Source organism: Candidatus Dependentiae bacterium, assembly GCA_016871815.1.
Classification (GTDB): Bacteria; Babelota; Babeliae; order Babelales.
In genome coordinates this window covers 14,762-30,191 of sequence record VHBT01000003.1, presented here as the reverse complement: position 1 = coordinate 30,191, position 15,430 = coordinate 14,762, and the positions used below count along the sequence as shown (strand labels likewise).

Annotated in this window: 11 protein-coding genes, 5 tRNA genes and 3 rRNA genes; 16 read left to right on the top strand and 3 right to left on the bottom strand. The window is 41.2% G+C overall.

Annotation, left to right across the window (positions count from 1 at the left end; genetic code table 11):
- Positions 1 to 24: 24 nt before the first annotated feature.
- From FJ366_01155 to FJ366_01135, 5 genes are all read left to right on the top strand, one after another.
- Positions 25 to 98: transfer RNA gene (locus FJ366_01155), tRNA-Cys, on the top strand.
- An 18-nt stretch (positions 99 to 116) separates the two neighbouring features.
- Positions 117 to 203 (top strand) — tRNA-Leu (locus FJ366_01150).
- 173 nt (positions 204 to 376) lie between these two features.
- Complete coding sequence (locus tag FJ366_01145) at positions 377 to 649, top strand: HU family DNA-binding protein (protein MBM3894186.1); 273 nt, start codon at positions 377 to 379, stop codon at positions 647 to 649.
- A gap of 159 nt (positions 650 to 808) precedes the next feature.
- The gene (locus FJ366_01140) at positions 809 to 1,207 is read left to right on the top strand and encodes a hypothetical protein (protein ID MBM3894185.1); all 399 of its coding nucleotides are present in this window, start codon (positions 809 to 811) and stop codon (positions 1,205 to 1,207) included.
- 100 nt (positions 1,208 to 1,307) lie between these two features.
- Positions 1,308 to 2,240, top strand: coding sequence for a sel1 repeat family protein (locus tag FJ366_01135; GenBank protein MBM3894184.1), 933 nt, complete (start codon positions 1,308 to 1,310; stop codon positions 2,238 to 2,240).
- 61 nt (positions 2,241 to 2,301) lie between these two features.
- On the opposite strand, the gene FJ366_01130 is transcribed toward FJ366_01135, so the two are convergent.
- The 3 genes from FJ366_01130 to FJ366_01120 all read right to left on the bottom strand — a co-directional run bounded on the left by FJ366_01130 (position 2,302) and on the right by FJ366_01120 (position 4,531).
- Positions 2,302 to 3,141, bottom strand: coding sequence for a hypothetical protein (locus FJ366_01130; protein MBM3894183.1), 840 nt, complete (start codon positions 3,139 to 3,141; stop codon positions 2,302 to 2,304).
- Between the two features lie 4 nt (positions 3,142 to 3,145).
- Positions 3,146 to 4,273, bottom strand: coding sequence for a molecular chaperone DnaJ (dnaJ, locus tag FJ366_01125; protein ID MBM3894182.1), 1,128 nt, complete (start codon positions 4,271 to 4,273; stop codon positions 3,146 to 3,148).
- 171 nt (positions 4,274 to 4,444) lie between these two features.
- Positions 4,445 to 4,531, bottom strand: a tRNA-Leu gene (locus FJ366_01120).
- A 269-nt stretch (positions 4,532 to 4,800) separates the two neighbouring features.
- Between FJ366_01120 and FJ366_01115 the strand changes: the two genes are divergently transcribed.
- The 11 genes from FJ366_01115 (at position 4,801) to FJ366_01065 (ending at position 15,385) form a co-directional block, all read left to right on the top strand.
- Positions 4,801 to 7,068 carry a hypothetical protein gene (locus tag FJ366_01115; GenBank protein MBM3894181.1) on the top strand — a complete coding sequence of 756 codons (2,268 nt, stop codon included), beginning with the start codon at positions 4,801 to 4,803 and terminating at the stop codon, positions 7,066 to 7,068.
- Positions 7,069 to 7,611: 543 nt separating this feature from the next.
- Positions 7,612 to 9,142 (top strand): 16S ribosomal RNA (locus tag FJ366_01110).
- A 122-nt stretch (positions 9,143 to 9,264) separates the two neighbouring features.
- A tRNA-Ile gene (locus tag FJ366_01105) sits at positions 9,265 to 9,341 on the top strand.
- A 33-nt stretch (positions 9,342 to 9,374) separates the two neighbouring features.
- Positions 9,375 to 9,451: transfer RNA gene (locus FJ366_01100), tRNA-Ile, on the top strand.
- Between the two features lie 98 nt (positions 9,452 to 9,549).
- Positions 9,550 to 12,577 (top strand): 23S ribosomal RNA (locus tag FJ366_01095).
- Positions 12,578 to 12,627: 50 nt separating this feature from the next.
- A 5S ribosomal RNA gene (gene rrf, locus FJ366_01090) occupies positions 12,628 to 12,742 on the top strand.
- The 16S, 23S and 5S rRNA genes sit together here with 2 tRNA genes alongside, the layout of an rRNA operon.
- Positions 12,743 to 12,999: 257 nt before the next feature.
- A complete protein-coding gene (locus tag FJ366_01085; GenBank protein MBM3894180.1) occupies positions 13,000 to 13,248 on the top strand; it encodes a ClbS/DfsB family four-helix bundle protein in 249 nt (82 codons plus the stop codon).
- Positions 13,211 to 13,402 (top strand): hypothetical protein, encoded by a 192-nt coding sequence (locus tag FJ366_01080; GenBank protein ID MBM3894179.1) that lies wholly within the window; start codon positions 13,211 to 13,213, stop codon positions 13,400 to 13,402. Before FJ366_01085 ends, FJ366_01080 begins: the two co-directional genes overlap by 38 nt.
- Before the next feature lie 102 nt (positions 13,403 to 13,504).
- Positions 13,505 to 13,984 carry a hypothetical protein gene (locus FJ366_01075; GenBank protein MBM3894178.1) on the top strand — a complete coding sequence of 160 codons (480 nt, stop codon included), beginning with the start codon at positions 13,505 to 13,507 and terminating at the stop codon, positions 13,982 to 13,984.
- A gap of 537 nt (positions 13,985 to 14,521) precedes the next feature.
- A complete protein-coding gene (locus FJ366_01070) occupies positions 14,522 to 14,749 on the top strand; it encodes a hypothetical protein (protein ID MBM3894177.1) in 228 nt (75 codons plus the stop codon).
- Positions 14,750 to 14,794: 45 nt separating this feature from the next.
- Positions 14,795 to 15,385, top strand: coding sequence for a hypothetical protein (locus tag FJ366_01065; protein ID MBM3894176.1), 591 nt, complete (start codon positions 14,795 to 14,797; stop codon positions 15,383 to 15,385).
- The last annotated feature ends 45 nt before the right edge of the window (positions 15,386 to 15,430 follow it).

Genomic DNA, 15,430 nt, shown 5'->3' with positions numbered 1-15,430 from the left:
GTAGAATAAAACCCATACTTCTTGGGCGGCATAGCCAAGAGGCAAGGCAGTGGTCTGCAAAACCGTGATCCCCGGTTCGAATCCGGGTGCCGCCTCCAAAGTTTCAAGATATGGTTGCCGGGGTGGCGGAATAGGTAGACGCAAAGGACTTAAAATCCTTCGAGTTAATACTCGTACCGGTTCGAGTCCGGTCCTCGGCACCAATGTATGTTTGGGCTTAATTCCATTTTTATTTCTTTATAATCTTTTCTGACAGTGCGAGTTTATTTGGTTGCTTGACAAATTCGTCTGGATCAACAATTCTCAGGTGCGTAAGACGTGCCGCAATCGGTTGTGGCAGTATATTTCAGTTTTATGTAGTTGCGGAGGATGTTGTATGAACAAGGCAGAACTTGTTGAGCTTATGGCTAAACAAACAGATCTTACAAAGGCTGCTTGCAAAAATGCATTAGAAGCTTTTGTTGGTATCGTTGAAACATCACTTAAAAAAGGTAAATCAGTAGTCCTTACAGGATTTGGTACTTTTGAAGTGATTAAACGTAAAGAACGTGTTGGTGTTAACCCAGCAACAAGAGCAAAGATGAAAATCCCTGCTAAAAAAGTTCCTAAGTTTAAACCAGGCAAACAACTTAAAGATCTTGTAGCGTAAATTCGCTTTTGATCATTTGGTTTGGGCGTGTAAAAAGCTAAGAAAAAGCCTTTTGCACGCCTCTTTTGTTTGGTATCATGGATCTTGGACTATCGTTTGTGGTAAGATAACAATACGGATGGCGGCAGTTTGTTTTTTTGCCCTGGGGTTCTCGGTTATATGTTTAATTTTTGGACAAAATCAGTTGATTGGTTGCGTGGTTTTTTGACGGATATTGGCTTATCTGGGCCATTAAAATCAATTGGTACTAATGTTGCAGATGTTTCTCAAGCAATTTCTTTGCTTGTTGTTGGCTTTCTTGTTGGTTTTTTTGCGCGTAAGACTTTTAAGATTTTACTGATCAGTGTTTTGGTCTTGATTGGTGGTATAAAATTTTTTGAGATGCGTGGTTTTTTGACCGTTGATTGGGTTTCTTTGTATGCGCAAATTGGCTTTTCTAATGGATTGCCGATCGATTCAGTGCAGGCGCTTTTACTTGGATATCTTGATTGGGTAAAGGCGAACTTGGTTCCAGCGTTTGGCTTAATCACTGGCTTGTATTTTGGCTTGATTGGCTAAATTTAAATTTTTTATTTATAAAGGCTGTGTTTTTTAATTCACAGCCTTTTTTTATTGAATTATCTTTATATTAGATGATTGAGATTTTTTAGTTTTTTTTATGAAATTTAAATGGTTTTTTGATGCGTTGGCGTGGGCAAGGAGTGGTTGGGTTCTTGAAAGTGAACATGATTCTGCTTTTGGGAGTACTCGTTATTGGAGGAAGGATCTTTCTTGGGCTGAAATAAAACAAAATCGGTTGGGTTTTGTCTTTTTAATTATGCCATTTATTCTTATTTTGAGTTTGGTTTTGGGGTTTGTTTTTTATTCTAAGGACTTGAAGATAAAATCTGCAGAAGCCGGTGATGTTAATGCTCAAGTTGAGCTTGCGTTGGAATATTATCAAAAAAAAGATTTTAATAAATCTGTTGCTTGGGCAGAAAAGGCTGCTGAGGGTGGTAATGCATTTGCTCAGTATATGTTGTCTTATGCATATCGTTGTGGACAGGGTGTTGTGCAAGACTTTGATAAGGCTTTTTATTGGTGTGAAAAATCTGCTAATCAGGGAGAATCTTGCGCACAATTAGATTTGGGAGTCATGTGCACGGATGGTCTTGGCTCTGTCCATCCTGATTATAATAAAGCTTTATATTGGCTGTCTTTGGCGGAAAAAAGCCGGCAAAATGATGATGCGTGCGCATATAATTTGGGACAGATTTATTTAAAGTTAGAACAATTTGAAAAGGCTGCAGGGTATTATAAAAAGACGTTGTCTATTAATTCGCGGCATGATGATGCGGCTCTTAATTTGGCTTGTTTGTATTTTAACGGTACTGGTGTTCCGCAAGATTATGTCGAATCACGTAGGTTTCTTTTGATTGCAGCAGAAAATGGTTCGGGTCTGGCGATGGCAAATTTGGGGTTGGTTTACTCGAATGGATTTGGGGTTCCGGTTGATTTGAATAAAGCTCAAGGGTGGTTAGAAAAAGCAGTTGCTGTGGGATGCGAAGATGCACAGGGCTTATTGTCTAAGGTTATAGCGGCTCAAAAATAATTTTTTTTATTCGTTGTGTATTCGTTTAAGGGCTCAATAACTTGAGCCCTTAACTATTTGTTTAAGATATTATGCGATTTTGAAGCTTTTTTTTGTATTCAACAAGGATTTGGTGAAAGGTTTTTAGATCGTTTTGAAGGATTTCCCTTTTTCCTGTTATGAAATCTGGCTGAGTCATAAAACCGTGATTCATTAATTCTTTGTAGGTGCTTTCTGCTTCTGAGCAAAGGTTTTTTATTGTTTCTGAGGGATATGCTTTTAAATTGTTAATTATTCCTAAGAAATAATGGTCTGTGATTTCGGCAAGCTCTAGAAGTAATTTTTCGTCCCAGTATTTTTTTGGTCTTGTTATTGGAGATGTGTATTCTTTGTGCCAGAGGTAGGCGACAAGTCCTAATAAAACTATACTTTCGCCGATCAATAAAGTTTTTGATGGTTGAGTGAATGCTAAGACAAAAGATGCCATGAGCCAGACTGCAAAGGTTCCTTCGGCTAGATACTCGAATATGTGGATGCTTTTGTCTTTGTAAAAGCTATATTCATCAAGGGAGTCTTTTATTTCCGCAATTCTAGAAAGGGTTAGGGATTTGTTGTCTTGAGTGTATTTAAAGTAAGCGATTGATAGGTATTTGAGTAGTAATAAATTTAGAAGAGATTGTTTTTCTTTGTTAGAGATATTTGAGCTTGAGATTTCGGTAATTATGTTGTTCATGTCGCAGGAAAGTTCTTCGCTGTTTATATTGACTTTATTAAGGGTTTCTTGGGGAAGCTGCGCTAAGTAGAGTTGCTCGGAGAGAATTTTTGATTGTATGTCTTTGTGTGGGGCGCTTGTTTCTGTGGAGTGAATTGAATTTATGATTAGTGAGAATGTAAGTAATAGTATTTTTTTGTAATGGTTCATTTTTTTATCCTAAAAATTTTTTAAAAAATCCGGTTATTCCGTCATTTGAATTTGAGTTTTGCGTATCAATATGAGATGAAAACTCGAGTAATGTTTTTTTTGCTTCAGCGGTAAGTTTTGTTGGAATGTGACATTGTGTGATTATCACAAGGTTGCCGCGTGCATTTTTACCAAGAACGGGAAAACCCTTTCCAGGCATTACAATCTCTTTGCCAACTTGGCAGCCTGATGGAATTTTTAATGTTTCTTTTGTTCCGTCAATTGATTCGATTTCGATTTGGCATCCCAAGACAAGTTGTGGATATGTCAGTGTGAGTTTTGTAACTAAATCGTTTTCGCGTCTTGTAAATGTTGAGTGAGCTGCAATATGTGTTCTGATGTACAAATCGCCAGAGCGTCCGCCAAAGACTCCGGCATCGCCTTTTTCTGCAAGTCTGAGTTGTGCGCCATCAAAGATGCCAGCTGGAATGGTAACGGTGAGTTTTTCGTGTTTTTGTACGCGTGATTGCCCTGAACAGGTTTTGCATGGATTTGTAATGATAATTCCCTGTCCTTTACATGTTGTGCATGGTTTTGCAAAAGAAAAGAATCCTTGTTGATGCATAACTTGACCATGTCCTCTGCAGCTTGAACAAGTCGTTGCTTTTGCGCCGTCAGCTCCGCCCGTTGCGTTACAATCGGTACATGTTTGGTAGCGATACACGCCGACTACTTTTTTTGTTCCAAGAAATGCTTCTTGAAGTGAGATGCTTACGTCTTGGCTAAGGTCGCTTCCGTTTTGTGCTGTTGGGGAAGTTTTTTTTGCGCGGGATCGAGATTGGTGGCCTCCGCCAAAGAACGAACCAAAGATGTCTCCAAACTGTTCAAAGACTTCGTCTGCGTTTGAATAATGATGTCCGCCAGTAAAATCTGCCCCAGAATGACCAAATTGATCATATTGTTGGCGCTTTTGAGGGTCTGAAAGTGTTTCGTATGCTTCTGCTGCTTCTTTAAATTTGTCTTCAGCTTCTTTGTTGTTTGGGTTTTTGTCTGGGTGATATTGAAGGGCGAGCTTTCTGTAGGCTTTTTTTATTTCTTCGGGGGTTGATGTTTTTGATACTCCAAGAATATCGTAGTAATCGCGTTTTGCCATTGGTGTCTTTTCGTTTTTTTATAAAAAATATGAGTATTGGTTTGATAGATAATTATTTTTTATCTTAGCGTACGGGTTGTTTGGTGGCAAGGTGCACGAGTCTCGCTTTGTTGTGTGGTGGTTTTTTAATAATTAGTAGAAGTCTTAAGAAATTGTTGTGAGAAGGTTTTTTGGTGCCCAAGAGGGGACTCGAACCCCTACCTCTGTAACAAGACTAGGACCTGAACCTAGCGCGTCTGCCAATTCCGCCACCTGGGCATTTAAGATTAGTCAGAGTTTATAGCGGTTTATTTATTGGGTCAATTTTAGTTAAATCCGCGAGTTTTTATTTTATTTGCCAGTTTGGGTGTTTGGCAGTCTTCGCTTTTGTTGATTTTTTATTTCGCCGACTCATATTCTCTCATTCAGCTCGTCTTGTTGGCGTTATCTTATTTTGAGAGGTGCTCGGTTTTTGTTTGAAGCGATTTAAGTTAACGTTTGCTTTTTGATTTTGATAGGTACAGATCCTTAAGGAGAAGGGGGAGAGTATGAGTAGTCAGCGTAAGGGGCTTGGGCTTCTTGTAAGATTTTTTTTAACAGCTGTTTTGTTGGCTGTTGGGGCTGAAAAGGTCTATGCGCCGTTTGTTTTTTCCAGTCGAGAATCCAGATTGCGTTTGGCAGATACGACCAGCCGCTTTTTTGTTGATACTGCAATAACTGGATTTAATGGAACTCTTGAGCTTTCAAATGCGGCCTCAACAAGAATTCAGGGTGACGTTGCTGATGCGATTACTTTTTCTAGTGGAATGTTGGAGCAAGGAACTGCGCGTGCTTTGTTTACTGGTGTTTATAATGGATCATCCACAGATACTATTAAATTAACAGGTTCTCACAGGCTATGTGCTCTTCCTGGAACTTTTTTGCCGGCGGTGACGGTTTCTGGCACTGGAAATTCTATCGAGGGCGCTCCTTTATTTAGCTCTGCGATCGTCTTGGCTGATTCAAGTACCTCGGTTACTTTGGCTCTTCAGGGTAAGCTTAATGCGAGTGTGACCATGAATGGTGGAACAATTGTGCTTGGGGATCATTTGGCGCTTGCGGAGAATGTTGAGTTTTCTGGTCGCGGAAATATTGATTTTGGACTAAGAAGCTTGGTTCTTCCTGGTCGAGATCTTACCTGGACTGGTACATTGTCTATGATTAACGCCGGTGCTCTTGAGCTTGCCGCTCCATTTAAGTTGAGTGGTTCCTGGTGGTTTGGTTCGGCAGGTTTTGGAACAGCGCAAACAAGAAGTCGTTCGGTTATTGATGGTCATGGTATGGTTCTTGATATGTCTACCTGTGGAACGATTGTTGTTCGTGCGGGACATACTCTTGAAATTAATAATTGTGTCATTAAAGGACTTGGAACAATATCCGGTCCTCTTGGTGGTTCTACAAATGGATTAGGCTTCTTCTTAATGGAAGATTCGTATTCAACGGTTTCCTTTAATGGTTGTACATTTATTTTAGGTGCTAACTATACGCTTACTCAGGGAACGTTCTATTTCTACGGAGCGCCTTGCGCGGTAGAAACAGGTTCGTATACCTTTAGTGCAAGAGCAAATACTGGTGGTGTGTTTAGAATTGATAATACGGTTCTTGAGTACAGCACATTATCTTCGCCTGATGCGTCTAATATTATTCAGCCTGATGGCGTGAGTGTTATTTCTGTTAATGGTGGGGTTGTTGAGAGTCAAGAAGCTCTGCGTGCTATCTTTGTTGATGCTGCATTTTATCAACAGATTAGAGATGAAAGTGTTAGTGGGCTTAACAGGGTTCTTAATTTCCGCGGAACTAGTGCAAGTAATATTACCTGGAATGGTGGTGGGCGTTCTATTCAGTTTGCTCGTGGAACGGGTCAGAGTGGAGCCCTTGTGGTTGCTGCCAATAAGACCGTGACCTTGGAAAACGTTGTGCTTAAAGACTTTAGCTCGGCGTGCTGTTCTCTCGGTTCTGGTGCTTCATTGGTCTTTGGTAATGGTGTTACTATTGAGTTGAGTGCGAAAGAAGACTTGAGTATGACATGGTCGTTTACTGGTCAATCTACAGCATCAACAATTCGGGGTTGTGGTCATGTGCTTAACTTGGGTAGCTTGAGTTCTAACTTTGTTGGTATTTCTGTTGGAGCTGGAGAGGGTGCTGGTTCGCCGGTTAACTTGTGGCTGGATGATGTTGTTGTTGAGGGTTTGACTGGGGCTGTTAACGTTGGGACTAGTGGAGCTTTGAGTGCGAAAACAACTTATAGTGTTGCCGAGGCTTACATTGCATCGCGTAATTTGATTCGATGTGTTGACTATACTGGTGTTATTAATCTTAGAAATACGGATCTTAACTTGGCGGGAAATTATACTCTCTCTGCTGGTAATATTAATATTTATAATGATGTTAATATTAAGGGTAAGGGATATACGTTTGCTTTCTCTTCAAATGGAACATTGGCTATTCAGTCGGCGTCGACTTTGTATGTTGATAGAAACGTTACCTTTAGCTATGACTCCTCAGGGCTTGGGGCTCGTGGTGGTTCTGCTTCGAAAAATCAACTTACAATGGCAAGTCAAACTTCTCGCTTGTATTTGAATGGATGTACGTTCTATGGAACATCAACTTCGCCAAGACTTCAAACCGGTGTGCTTGTTATTGATGACAAGGTTGTGTTTACGTCAGAGGGTACTGTTGATGCAAATGCTATTTGCTTGAGTGATTCTGGAAGCTTGAGAGTTGAGGTGTTGGCTGGAGCGGTCTTTGATATTTATGGAGCGATTTCCTATATTTAGAAATATTCCTTTATATATATAGTGTCAAAAGGGGCGTGCTTTTAGGGTGCGCCCCTTTTGTTTGGTTAAGACTATGCAGCTTAATCGTATTTTTTGCCCTGGGTCTAGGGTTTATTTGCGCAAAAAAAAGTTTTTTGAAAAAAAAGTAAAAAAAAGCTTGCAACTCAAATTAAAATCCCTATAATTGTTTTTGTTGATGGCTGATGCGAAACGAAGTTGAAAAACGACGACCAGTAGCTTGTTTTTCTGAGTAAGTTTGTGTAAAAAAAATTTGCAATATTAAAAAATATCACGTAATTTAAAAACACGAATTGTTTTTGGGTTTGTTAATTCATGCGGTAATTTTTTTTGCCTTGAATTGATGATAAAAAAATAAAAAATAAAACTTGCAAAATGAAAAAAATGATGTATAGTTTTGTTATCGATCGAACGAAGCGAAAGCGCGATTGAGTCGAGAGAAAAAAAGATTTTTGATCTTTGAGATTATTGAAACCATAGATTGAATGAAAATTCGTCTGAACATGGACCTCTAAGTTTTTGATATGGAGAGTTTGATTCTGGCTCAGAATGAACGCTGGCGGCGCGCCTAACACATGCAAGTTGAACGAGAAAGCCTTTTGGGGTAAGTACAGTAGCAAACGGGTGAGGAACGCGTAAGAATCTACCTAACAGTGGGGAATACCTTCGAGAAATTGAAGTTAATACCGCATGGTCTCGAAAGAGTAAAGGCGGCCTCATGCTGTCGCTGTTAGATGAGCTTGCGTCCTATTAGCTAGTTGGTTAGGTAATGGCTGACCAAGGCGATGATGGGTAGCCGGCCTGAGAGGGTGATCGGCCACACTGGGACTGAGATACGGCCCAGACTCCTACGGGAGGCAGCAGTGGGGAATATTGCGCAATGGGCGAAAGCCTGACGCAGCGACGCCGCGTGGAGGATGAAGGTCTTTGGATTGTAAACTTCTGTTAAGCGGAAAGAAAGACCGTGGGTTAATACCCCGCGGGGATGACGGTACCGCTAGAGAAAGCACCGGCTAACTTCGTGCCAGCAGCCGCGGTAATACGAAGGGTGCGAGCGTTATTCGGAATGATTGGGCGTAAAGAGCGTGTAGGCGGCTTCATAAGTTGTTTGTTAAATCCGGTGGCTTAACCATCGATATGCAGACAATACTGTGTTGCTTGAGTGCGAGAGAGAGGGGTGGAATTCTAGGAGTAGCGGTAAAATGCGTAGATCTCTAGAGGAATACCGATGGCGAAGGCAGCCCCTTGGTTCGTAACTGACGCTGGAGCGCGAAAGCGTGGGGAGCAAACAGGATTAGATACCCTGGTAGTCCACGCCGTAAACGATGATCACTAGATGTGGGTTTTCTTTGGAAGATCTGTGTCGAAGCTAACGCGTTAAGTGATCCGCCTGAGTATTACGATCGCAAGATTAAAACTCAAAGAAATTGACGGGGGTCCGCACAAGCGGTGGAACATGTGGTTTAATTCGACACTACGCGAGTAACCTTACCCAGGCTTGACATTTTTGTGACCGCGCTAGAGATAGCGTTTCTTGGGGTAACTCAAGCACATTAACAGGTGCTGCATGGCTGTCGTCAGCTCGTGTCGTGAGATGTTGGGTTAAGTCCTTTAACGAGCGCAACCCTTGCCGCTAGTTGCTACATTTAGTTGGGCACTTTAGCGGGACTGCCTTGGAAACAAGGAGGAAGGTGGGGATGACGTCAAGTCCTCATGGCCCTTATGTCTGGGGCTACACACGTGTTACAATGGCGAGAAACAAAGGGGCGCGAAACCGCGAGGTGGAGCAAATCCCAGCAAAACTCGTCTAAGTTCGGATTGCAGTCTGCAACTCGACTGCATGAAGTTGAAATCGCTAGTAATCGCATATCAGAACGATGCGGTGAATACGTTCACGGACCTTGTACACACCGCCCGTCAAACCATGGGAGCTGTTTGCGCCCGAAGTCGTTTTTGTCAACCGTAAGGAGACGAGCGCCGAAGGTGCGGGGAGTGACTGGGGTTAAGTCGTAACAAGGTAGCTGTAGGAGAACCTGCGGCTGGATCACCTCCTTTCGAGGGAGTAAAATAGACAAGTTAAACTTGTCTGCGATGTAAAAATCGTAAAAGATGTGTAAAGAGTCCATGTTCAGACGTTAAAATTTTGTTAATTCGTTCGAGTTAACAATGCCTGTTGCTGGGCCTATAGCTCAGCAGGTGAGAGCGCCTCGCTTATAACGGGGAGGTCGGTTGTTCGAGTCAACCTAGGCCTACCAAGGTTTTGGTAGTTTAAGGCTTTGTTTTGATAAGGGCCCGTAGCTCAGCTGGTTAGAGCACCCCGCTGATAACGGGGAGGTCGGTTGTTCGAGTCAACTCGGGCCCACCAGTAAAATATAATGGTTTGTGATCTTTGAAATATTTGAGAAAAGTGCTAAGTAAGCAGAAAAATTTTCATTACTTCTTTAATTAGGGGTAATACTACAAATTTGGATAATTGAAAAGGGCGTATAGGGGATGCCTTGGCATTAAGAGGCGATGAAAGACGTTGAAGGCTACGATAAGCCTCGGGGAGCTGCCAATTAAGCGATGATCCGGGGGTTTCTGAATGGGGGAACCCGCTGATTTGATTTATAAAGTCAGTATTCTAATTTGAATATATAGGATTAGAAGGCAAACGATCTGAACTGAAACATCTAAGTAGGATCAGGAAAAGAAAACAAAGTGATTTCCTGAGTAGTGGTGAGCGAAACGGAAGAAGCAAAAAACGATTGTCATGTGATAGCCTGCATGCGTTGTGGCAATCGGGAAGTGGGGCTTATTTGTCGGAAATGCAGTTTTCGAGACAGCAATCCTTAGTTATAAGAATGACATTGAATGGTCAACCACAGAGGGTGACAGTCCCGTATTTTAAAACTAAGGTTAGTTAGTTTGAGTGAGTACCCAAGTACCATGGAGCACGTGAAATTCTGTGGGAATCTGCCCAGACCATTGGGTAATGCTAAATACTACTTAATGACCGATAGCGAACAAGTACCGTGAGGGAAAGGTGAAAAGAACCCCGGGAGGGGAGTGAAATAGACCCTGAAACTATACGTCTACAATCGGTGGAAGTGCGATATACGTATGCACGACCATGTACCTTTTGCATAATGAGCCAACGAGTTACTTCTACATTGCGAGGTTAAGTTTTGAAAGAACGGAGCCGTAGCGAAAGCGAGTCTGAATAGGGCGTTAGTAGTGTGGAGTAGACCCGAAACCTAGCGAGCTAGCCATGAGCAGGATGAAGTTGCTGTAAATAGCAATGGAGGTCCGAACCGGTGAGTGTTGAAAAATTCTCGGATGACTTGTGGTTAGGAGTGAAAGGCTAATCAAGCTGGGAGATAGCTGGTTCTCTTCGAAATATATTTAAGTATAGGCTCGTATGCTTACCCGCGGGGGTAAAGCACAGTTTAGGCTAGGGGGCGAAAGTCTACCAACCCTTTACTAACTCTGAATACCGCGGGGTGGAATACGGGACTCGGACTATGTGGGATAAGCCGTATGGTCGAGAGGGAAAAAGCCCAGACCGCCAGCTAAGGTCCTCAAGTGCACGCTTAGTGGGAAAAGAGGTGGAAATACTTAGACAGCCAGGAGGTTGGCTTAGAAGCAGCCATCCTTTAAAGAAAGCGTAATAGCTCACTGGTCAAGTGTTTCTGCGCTGAAGTATAAACGGGGCTCAAGCGTGCCACCGAAGCTGCGGGTTTTATGTTTTGACATAGAGCGGTAGAAGAGCGTTCTTAGAAAGATACAAGTTCGACTGGAAAGACGAATGTGGTTCTAAGAAGTGAGAATGTTGGTATAAGTAACGAAAAAACGGGTGAAATTCCTGTTCGCCGTAAGCTCAAGGTTTCCATGGGAAAGGTTCATCCGCCCAGGGTTAGTCGATGCCTAAGCCGAGGCCGAGAGGCGTAGGTGATGGAAAACAGGTTAAATATTCCTGTACCACTGGACTGCGTTTGAGTGATGGGGTGGCGCAGAAGGCAGAGTTCACAAGATTTTTGGATTGTCTTGCGAAGTGTTCGAGGAAGAGCGTGTAGGTAAATCCGCCGCTCATAGATTCTGAGACATTATAGGTGCGCTAATTTATATAAGAAGCGTATTGAGCTCGAGTCATGCTGACTAGAAAAACCTCTAGCGAGTAGAAGAGTGATCGTACCGTAATCCGACACAGGTGAGCGAGCTGAGTATGCTCAGGCGTTGAGATAACTCTCTCTAAGGAACTCGGCAAATTGACCTCGTAACTTCGGGATAAGAGGTGCCAGGCTTGTTAGTTGCGACAGCAATGAAGCAGGTTCTGGTCGCAGATAAGAGTCCCAATCGACTGTTTAACAAAAACACAGGGCCATGCAAAATCGTAAGATGAAGTATATGGTCTGACGCCTGCCCAGTGCTGGAAGGTTAACAGGAGATGTCAAGGTGAAAGCCTGAAGCATTGAATCGAAGCCCCAGTAAACGGCGGCCGTAACTATAACGGTCCTAAGGTAGCGAAATCCCTTGTCAGGTAAGTTCTGACCCGCATGAATGGCGTAACGAGTTGGGAGCTGTCTTGGAGAGAGACTCAGTGAATTTGTAGTAACAGTGAAAATGCTGTTTACCCGCAGAAGGACGGAAAGACCCTGTGCACCTTTACTATACGTTGACATTGATGTTTGGATTTGTTTGTGTAGGATAGGCGGGAGACGTTGAGATTTAGGCGCTAGCTTAAGTGGAGTCGTTGTTGAAATACCGCCCTGATACATTTGAATATCTAACCCTTTTCCCGTGAATCCGGGAAGGAGACAGTGTCTGCTGGGTAGTTTGACTGGGGTGGTCGCCTCCTAAAATGTAACGGAGGCGTTCAAAGATTGTTTCATGGCGAATAGAAATCGCCAGTGTGAGCGCAAAAGTAGAAAACAATTTGACTGCGAGACAAACGAGTCGAGCAGGTGCGAAAGCAGGATTTAGTGATCCAGTGGTTTCGAATGGAAGAGCCATTGCTAAACGGATAAAAGGTACGCCGGGGATAACAGGCTTATTTTCTCTGAGAGTCCATATCGACGAGAAAGTTTGGCACCTCGATGTCGGTTCATCACATCCTGGGGCCGGAGAAGGTCCCAAGGGTCTGGCTGTTCGCCAGTTAAAGTGGTACGCGAACTGGGTTCAGAACGTCGTAAGACAGTTCGGTCCTTATCCTCTGTGGGCGCAGGGTATTTGAGAGGAGTTGTTCCTAGTACGAGAGGACCGGAATGAACAAACCTCTAGTGTTTCGGTTGTCCTTCCATGGGCAACGCCGAGTAGCTAGGTTTGGAGTGGATAACCGCTGAAAGCATCTAAGTGGGAAGCCAACCTCAAGATAAGATACCCCTCCGATTTATTCGGGTAAGATTCCTGGAAGACTACCAGGTTGATAGGCTGGGCGTGTACGTGATGTGAGTCATTCAGCGTACCAGTACTAATAGATCGAGCGTTTTATCCATTAATTTATTATAAGTTTATTTAATTTTTCTCAAATATTTCAAAGATTTCAATTAGTTTGAAAAATTTGTTGGTGACTATAGTATTGTGGAAACACCTGTTCCCATTTCGAATACAGAAGTGAAATACAATACGCTGAAGATACTTTACTGGTGACGGTACGGGAAAATAAGTATTGCCAACATTAATTATGACGTCCAGAGTTTTTACACTCTGGACGTTTTTTTATAGAGAGACTTTCGAGTTTTATGGTCTCGGTAGAAAACTGTAGCGAGACGTTAGAGATTTTTTTTTCTTGAGATTGTTTCAAAACAGTGGGGGTTTTTTGTGTTGTCTGTTTCTCTTCATTCACCGCTTGCAAAGAATGTTTTTATGGCTTATTCAACACTTACCAATCAGGTTTAACGATGTTCCTCTGAGCTGCGTAATAGTAGGTGTGTTTTGTTTACTGGTCGTTATGTAAGTCCTGCAGAGCTCATTGCATATCAAATGGGATGGGTGCGTAGACTTATTAAGTGGTATGAATGTGGTAAGCGTGGTGAGCGCATGTCCATGCCTGGTGATGGATTTTCCTCGTGGCGTTACACGGAAATGGCAATCTATTTTTATGAAAAATACTGGTTTGATGGTGGTAAACAACAAGATGCTGAATTTGAGCGCATGTATTATTCGTGTGCTGGAAATTGTTGAGCAGGCGCATCAAGAAGGAACACTTGATACCGTTGGCGTTTGGTCATGGCAGCAATTGCCATCCGGAGTGTGGTGGCTATTGTCAAAGTGGGTGCGCGTTAATACTGTGGCGCCTTTTACCAGGGCAGCAAAACTTATTTCAAAGTGCAGTTAGCTTTTTTTGTGAAATTCTTGTTAGCGAACTTTTTGTTTTATACTACAAACGGTTTTCTTTTTGTGGTTTAGTAGATTGCAGTGTGTTTTTGTGGAGCATTAAATGATAAAGCAAAAACATTTTGATGTTGAGTTGTTTTTAATTTTTGTATGTAATTTTCATATTTCAAAGTTTTCTTTTTCTGAAGATAATCGTTTGTATAATTCATGTTTATTTATTTTAAATGATAAAAACCGAATTGAATTTCGAGTTGGTAAACGAACACCTGCAAAAGATGGGCATTTTGTTGTTTTTTGGAAGCGTGATGAACAATTAGAGTCGATTCCCTTTGATATTGATGATGAGGTTGATTTTTTTATGGTCTATGTACGAGATGATAGTTCGTCTCGACATGGATATTTTTTGATTCCAAAGAGTGTTTTAGCAGAAAAAGAGATTATTTCTATTTCTAAAAAAGGTGGAAAAAGAGGGTTTAGATTGTATGCGCCATGGGTTTTGGTTGGTAATAGTCAAGCGCGTTGTTCGCAGTTGTGGCAGATTAACTATTTTTTTGAGTTAAGTTATCCAGTTTTGAATATTTAGTATTTGTTTTGCCTTATTGCACTTTAAATAGATTGTTTTTAATTGTCTTTTCTTTAATTGCGTATTGTTTATACCCTGAGCGACGAAATTTTTTTGGGGGGGGGCTGAATATGTTTATTAAGTCGTTTTTATTTAAAAATTTTTATTTTTTGGCTGTGAATTTTATTTATTCTTCAAATTAATTTTTTAGGTAAGATTTTCTTACTATTTTAAAATCTCAAGATAACGGTGATGTGTTTGAAGATATTTCATTTGAGTTGTGTGAAATAGCTCAGCCAGATATATGTGATTCTTTAGAGTTATATCAAGTTGGTATTATGTATTTGCAGGGAGATGGGTAAGAGAAGTCAATTGGAAAAGGCATTTATTTATTTTTTGTAAGCTGCCAACCAGGTTATGCAAGAGTACAGCATAGTCTTGGGAGATATTATTAACTTGGTTTTGGATGCAAAAAAAGTATGCAAAATGCTGTTGAGTGGTATACCAAGTCTGCAAGTCAGGGAAATAGTATTGCTATTTATTGCTTGGTCATGATTTATAAAGAAGATCACTGAGTTGAAGAAGAGTCGTTCAGGTTCATATAGTTTATTTCGACATGGGTATTTTTTGATTTCTAAAAAAGATCTTGTTAAATTTGGAATTATTTCAGTTAATCGGATTGGTCGTAAATGTGCTTTTCGGGTTTATGCTCCATGGGTTGAACTAGATAATTTGGAAGCTTCTCGTTCGCAAAAATGGCAACAGACTTATTTTTGTGAGCTTTAAAAATTGTATTTGATAGTTATATCAAGAGTATATGGAGATTTTTGAGTGTCGCATGGCGTTTTTGGTCCAGTAACAAATCATCGGACGTGCCCAGGCTGTCAGTCTTCTTTTACTAAAGATGTTAAAAATAACACGTGGGATTCTATGGGAGTTGCGTCTCCAGAGTGTTATGAAGTGTTTTTAAAAATAATATCATATAATGATGTACGCTTTAGTTTTTTACCGTTAAAAAAACTTATTATTAGTGCGTATGCAGTTCAACATTTGTCTTGTTTGGAAGTACAAATTGCGCTGGGAATTGATCGTGATGCGCGAGCAAGTTCAGTTCAAGATATTCCGTTGCATTTATTGCGGTTGTTTCTGACTGTTGAAAAGGGTTTTTCGACTGAAAAAGTAGAAAAAGAGTTTGATGATGTTAGGCAAAAGATTTTAGAAAAAAGAATTATTTTCTTAGAGCCCAAGCGAACAAAAGGGTTGATTGAGTTGCGAGCAACTGATGTTTGGGATTCTATTAATTACGCTAAATTGACTCAAGAAGAATATGTTGATTTGATGCGCCGATTTGCAGAAACAACGTGGGATGCATGGTTTGAGTATCATGATTTTGTAAGAAATATATATAAAACACATCGATGATAATTTTTATACCTTTTTTGTAAAAGGTTAGTTTTTTGAGTTTGA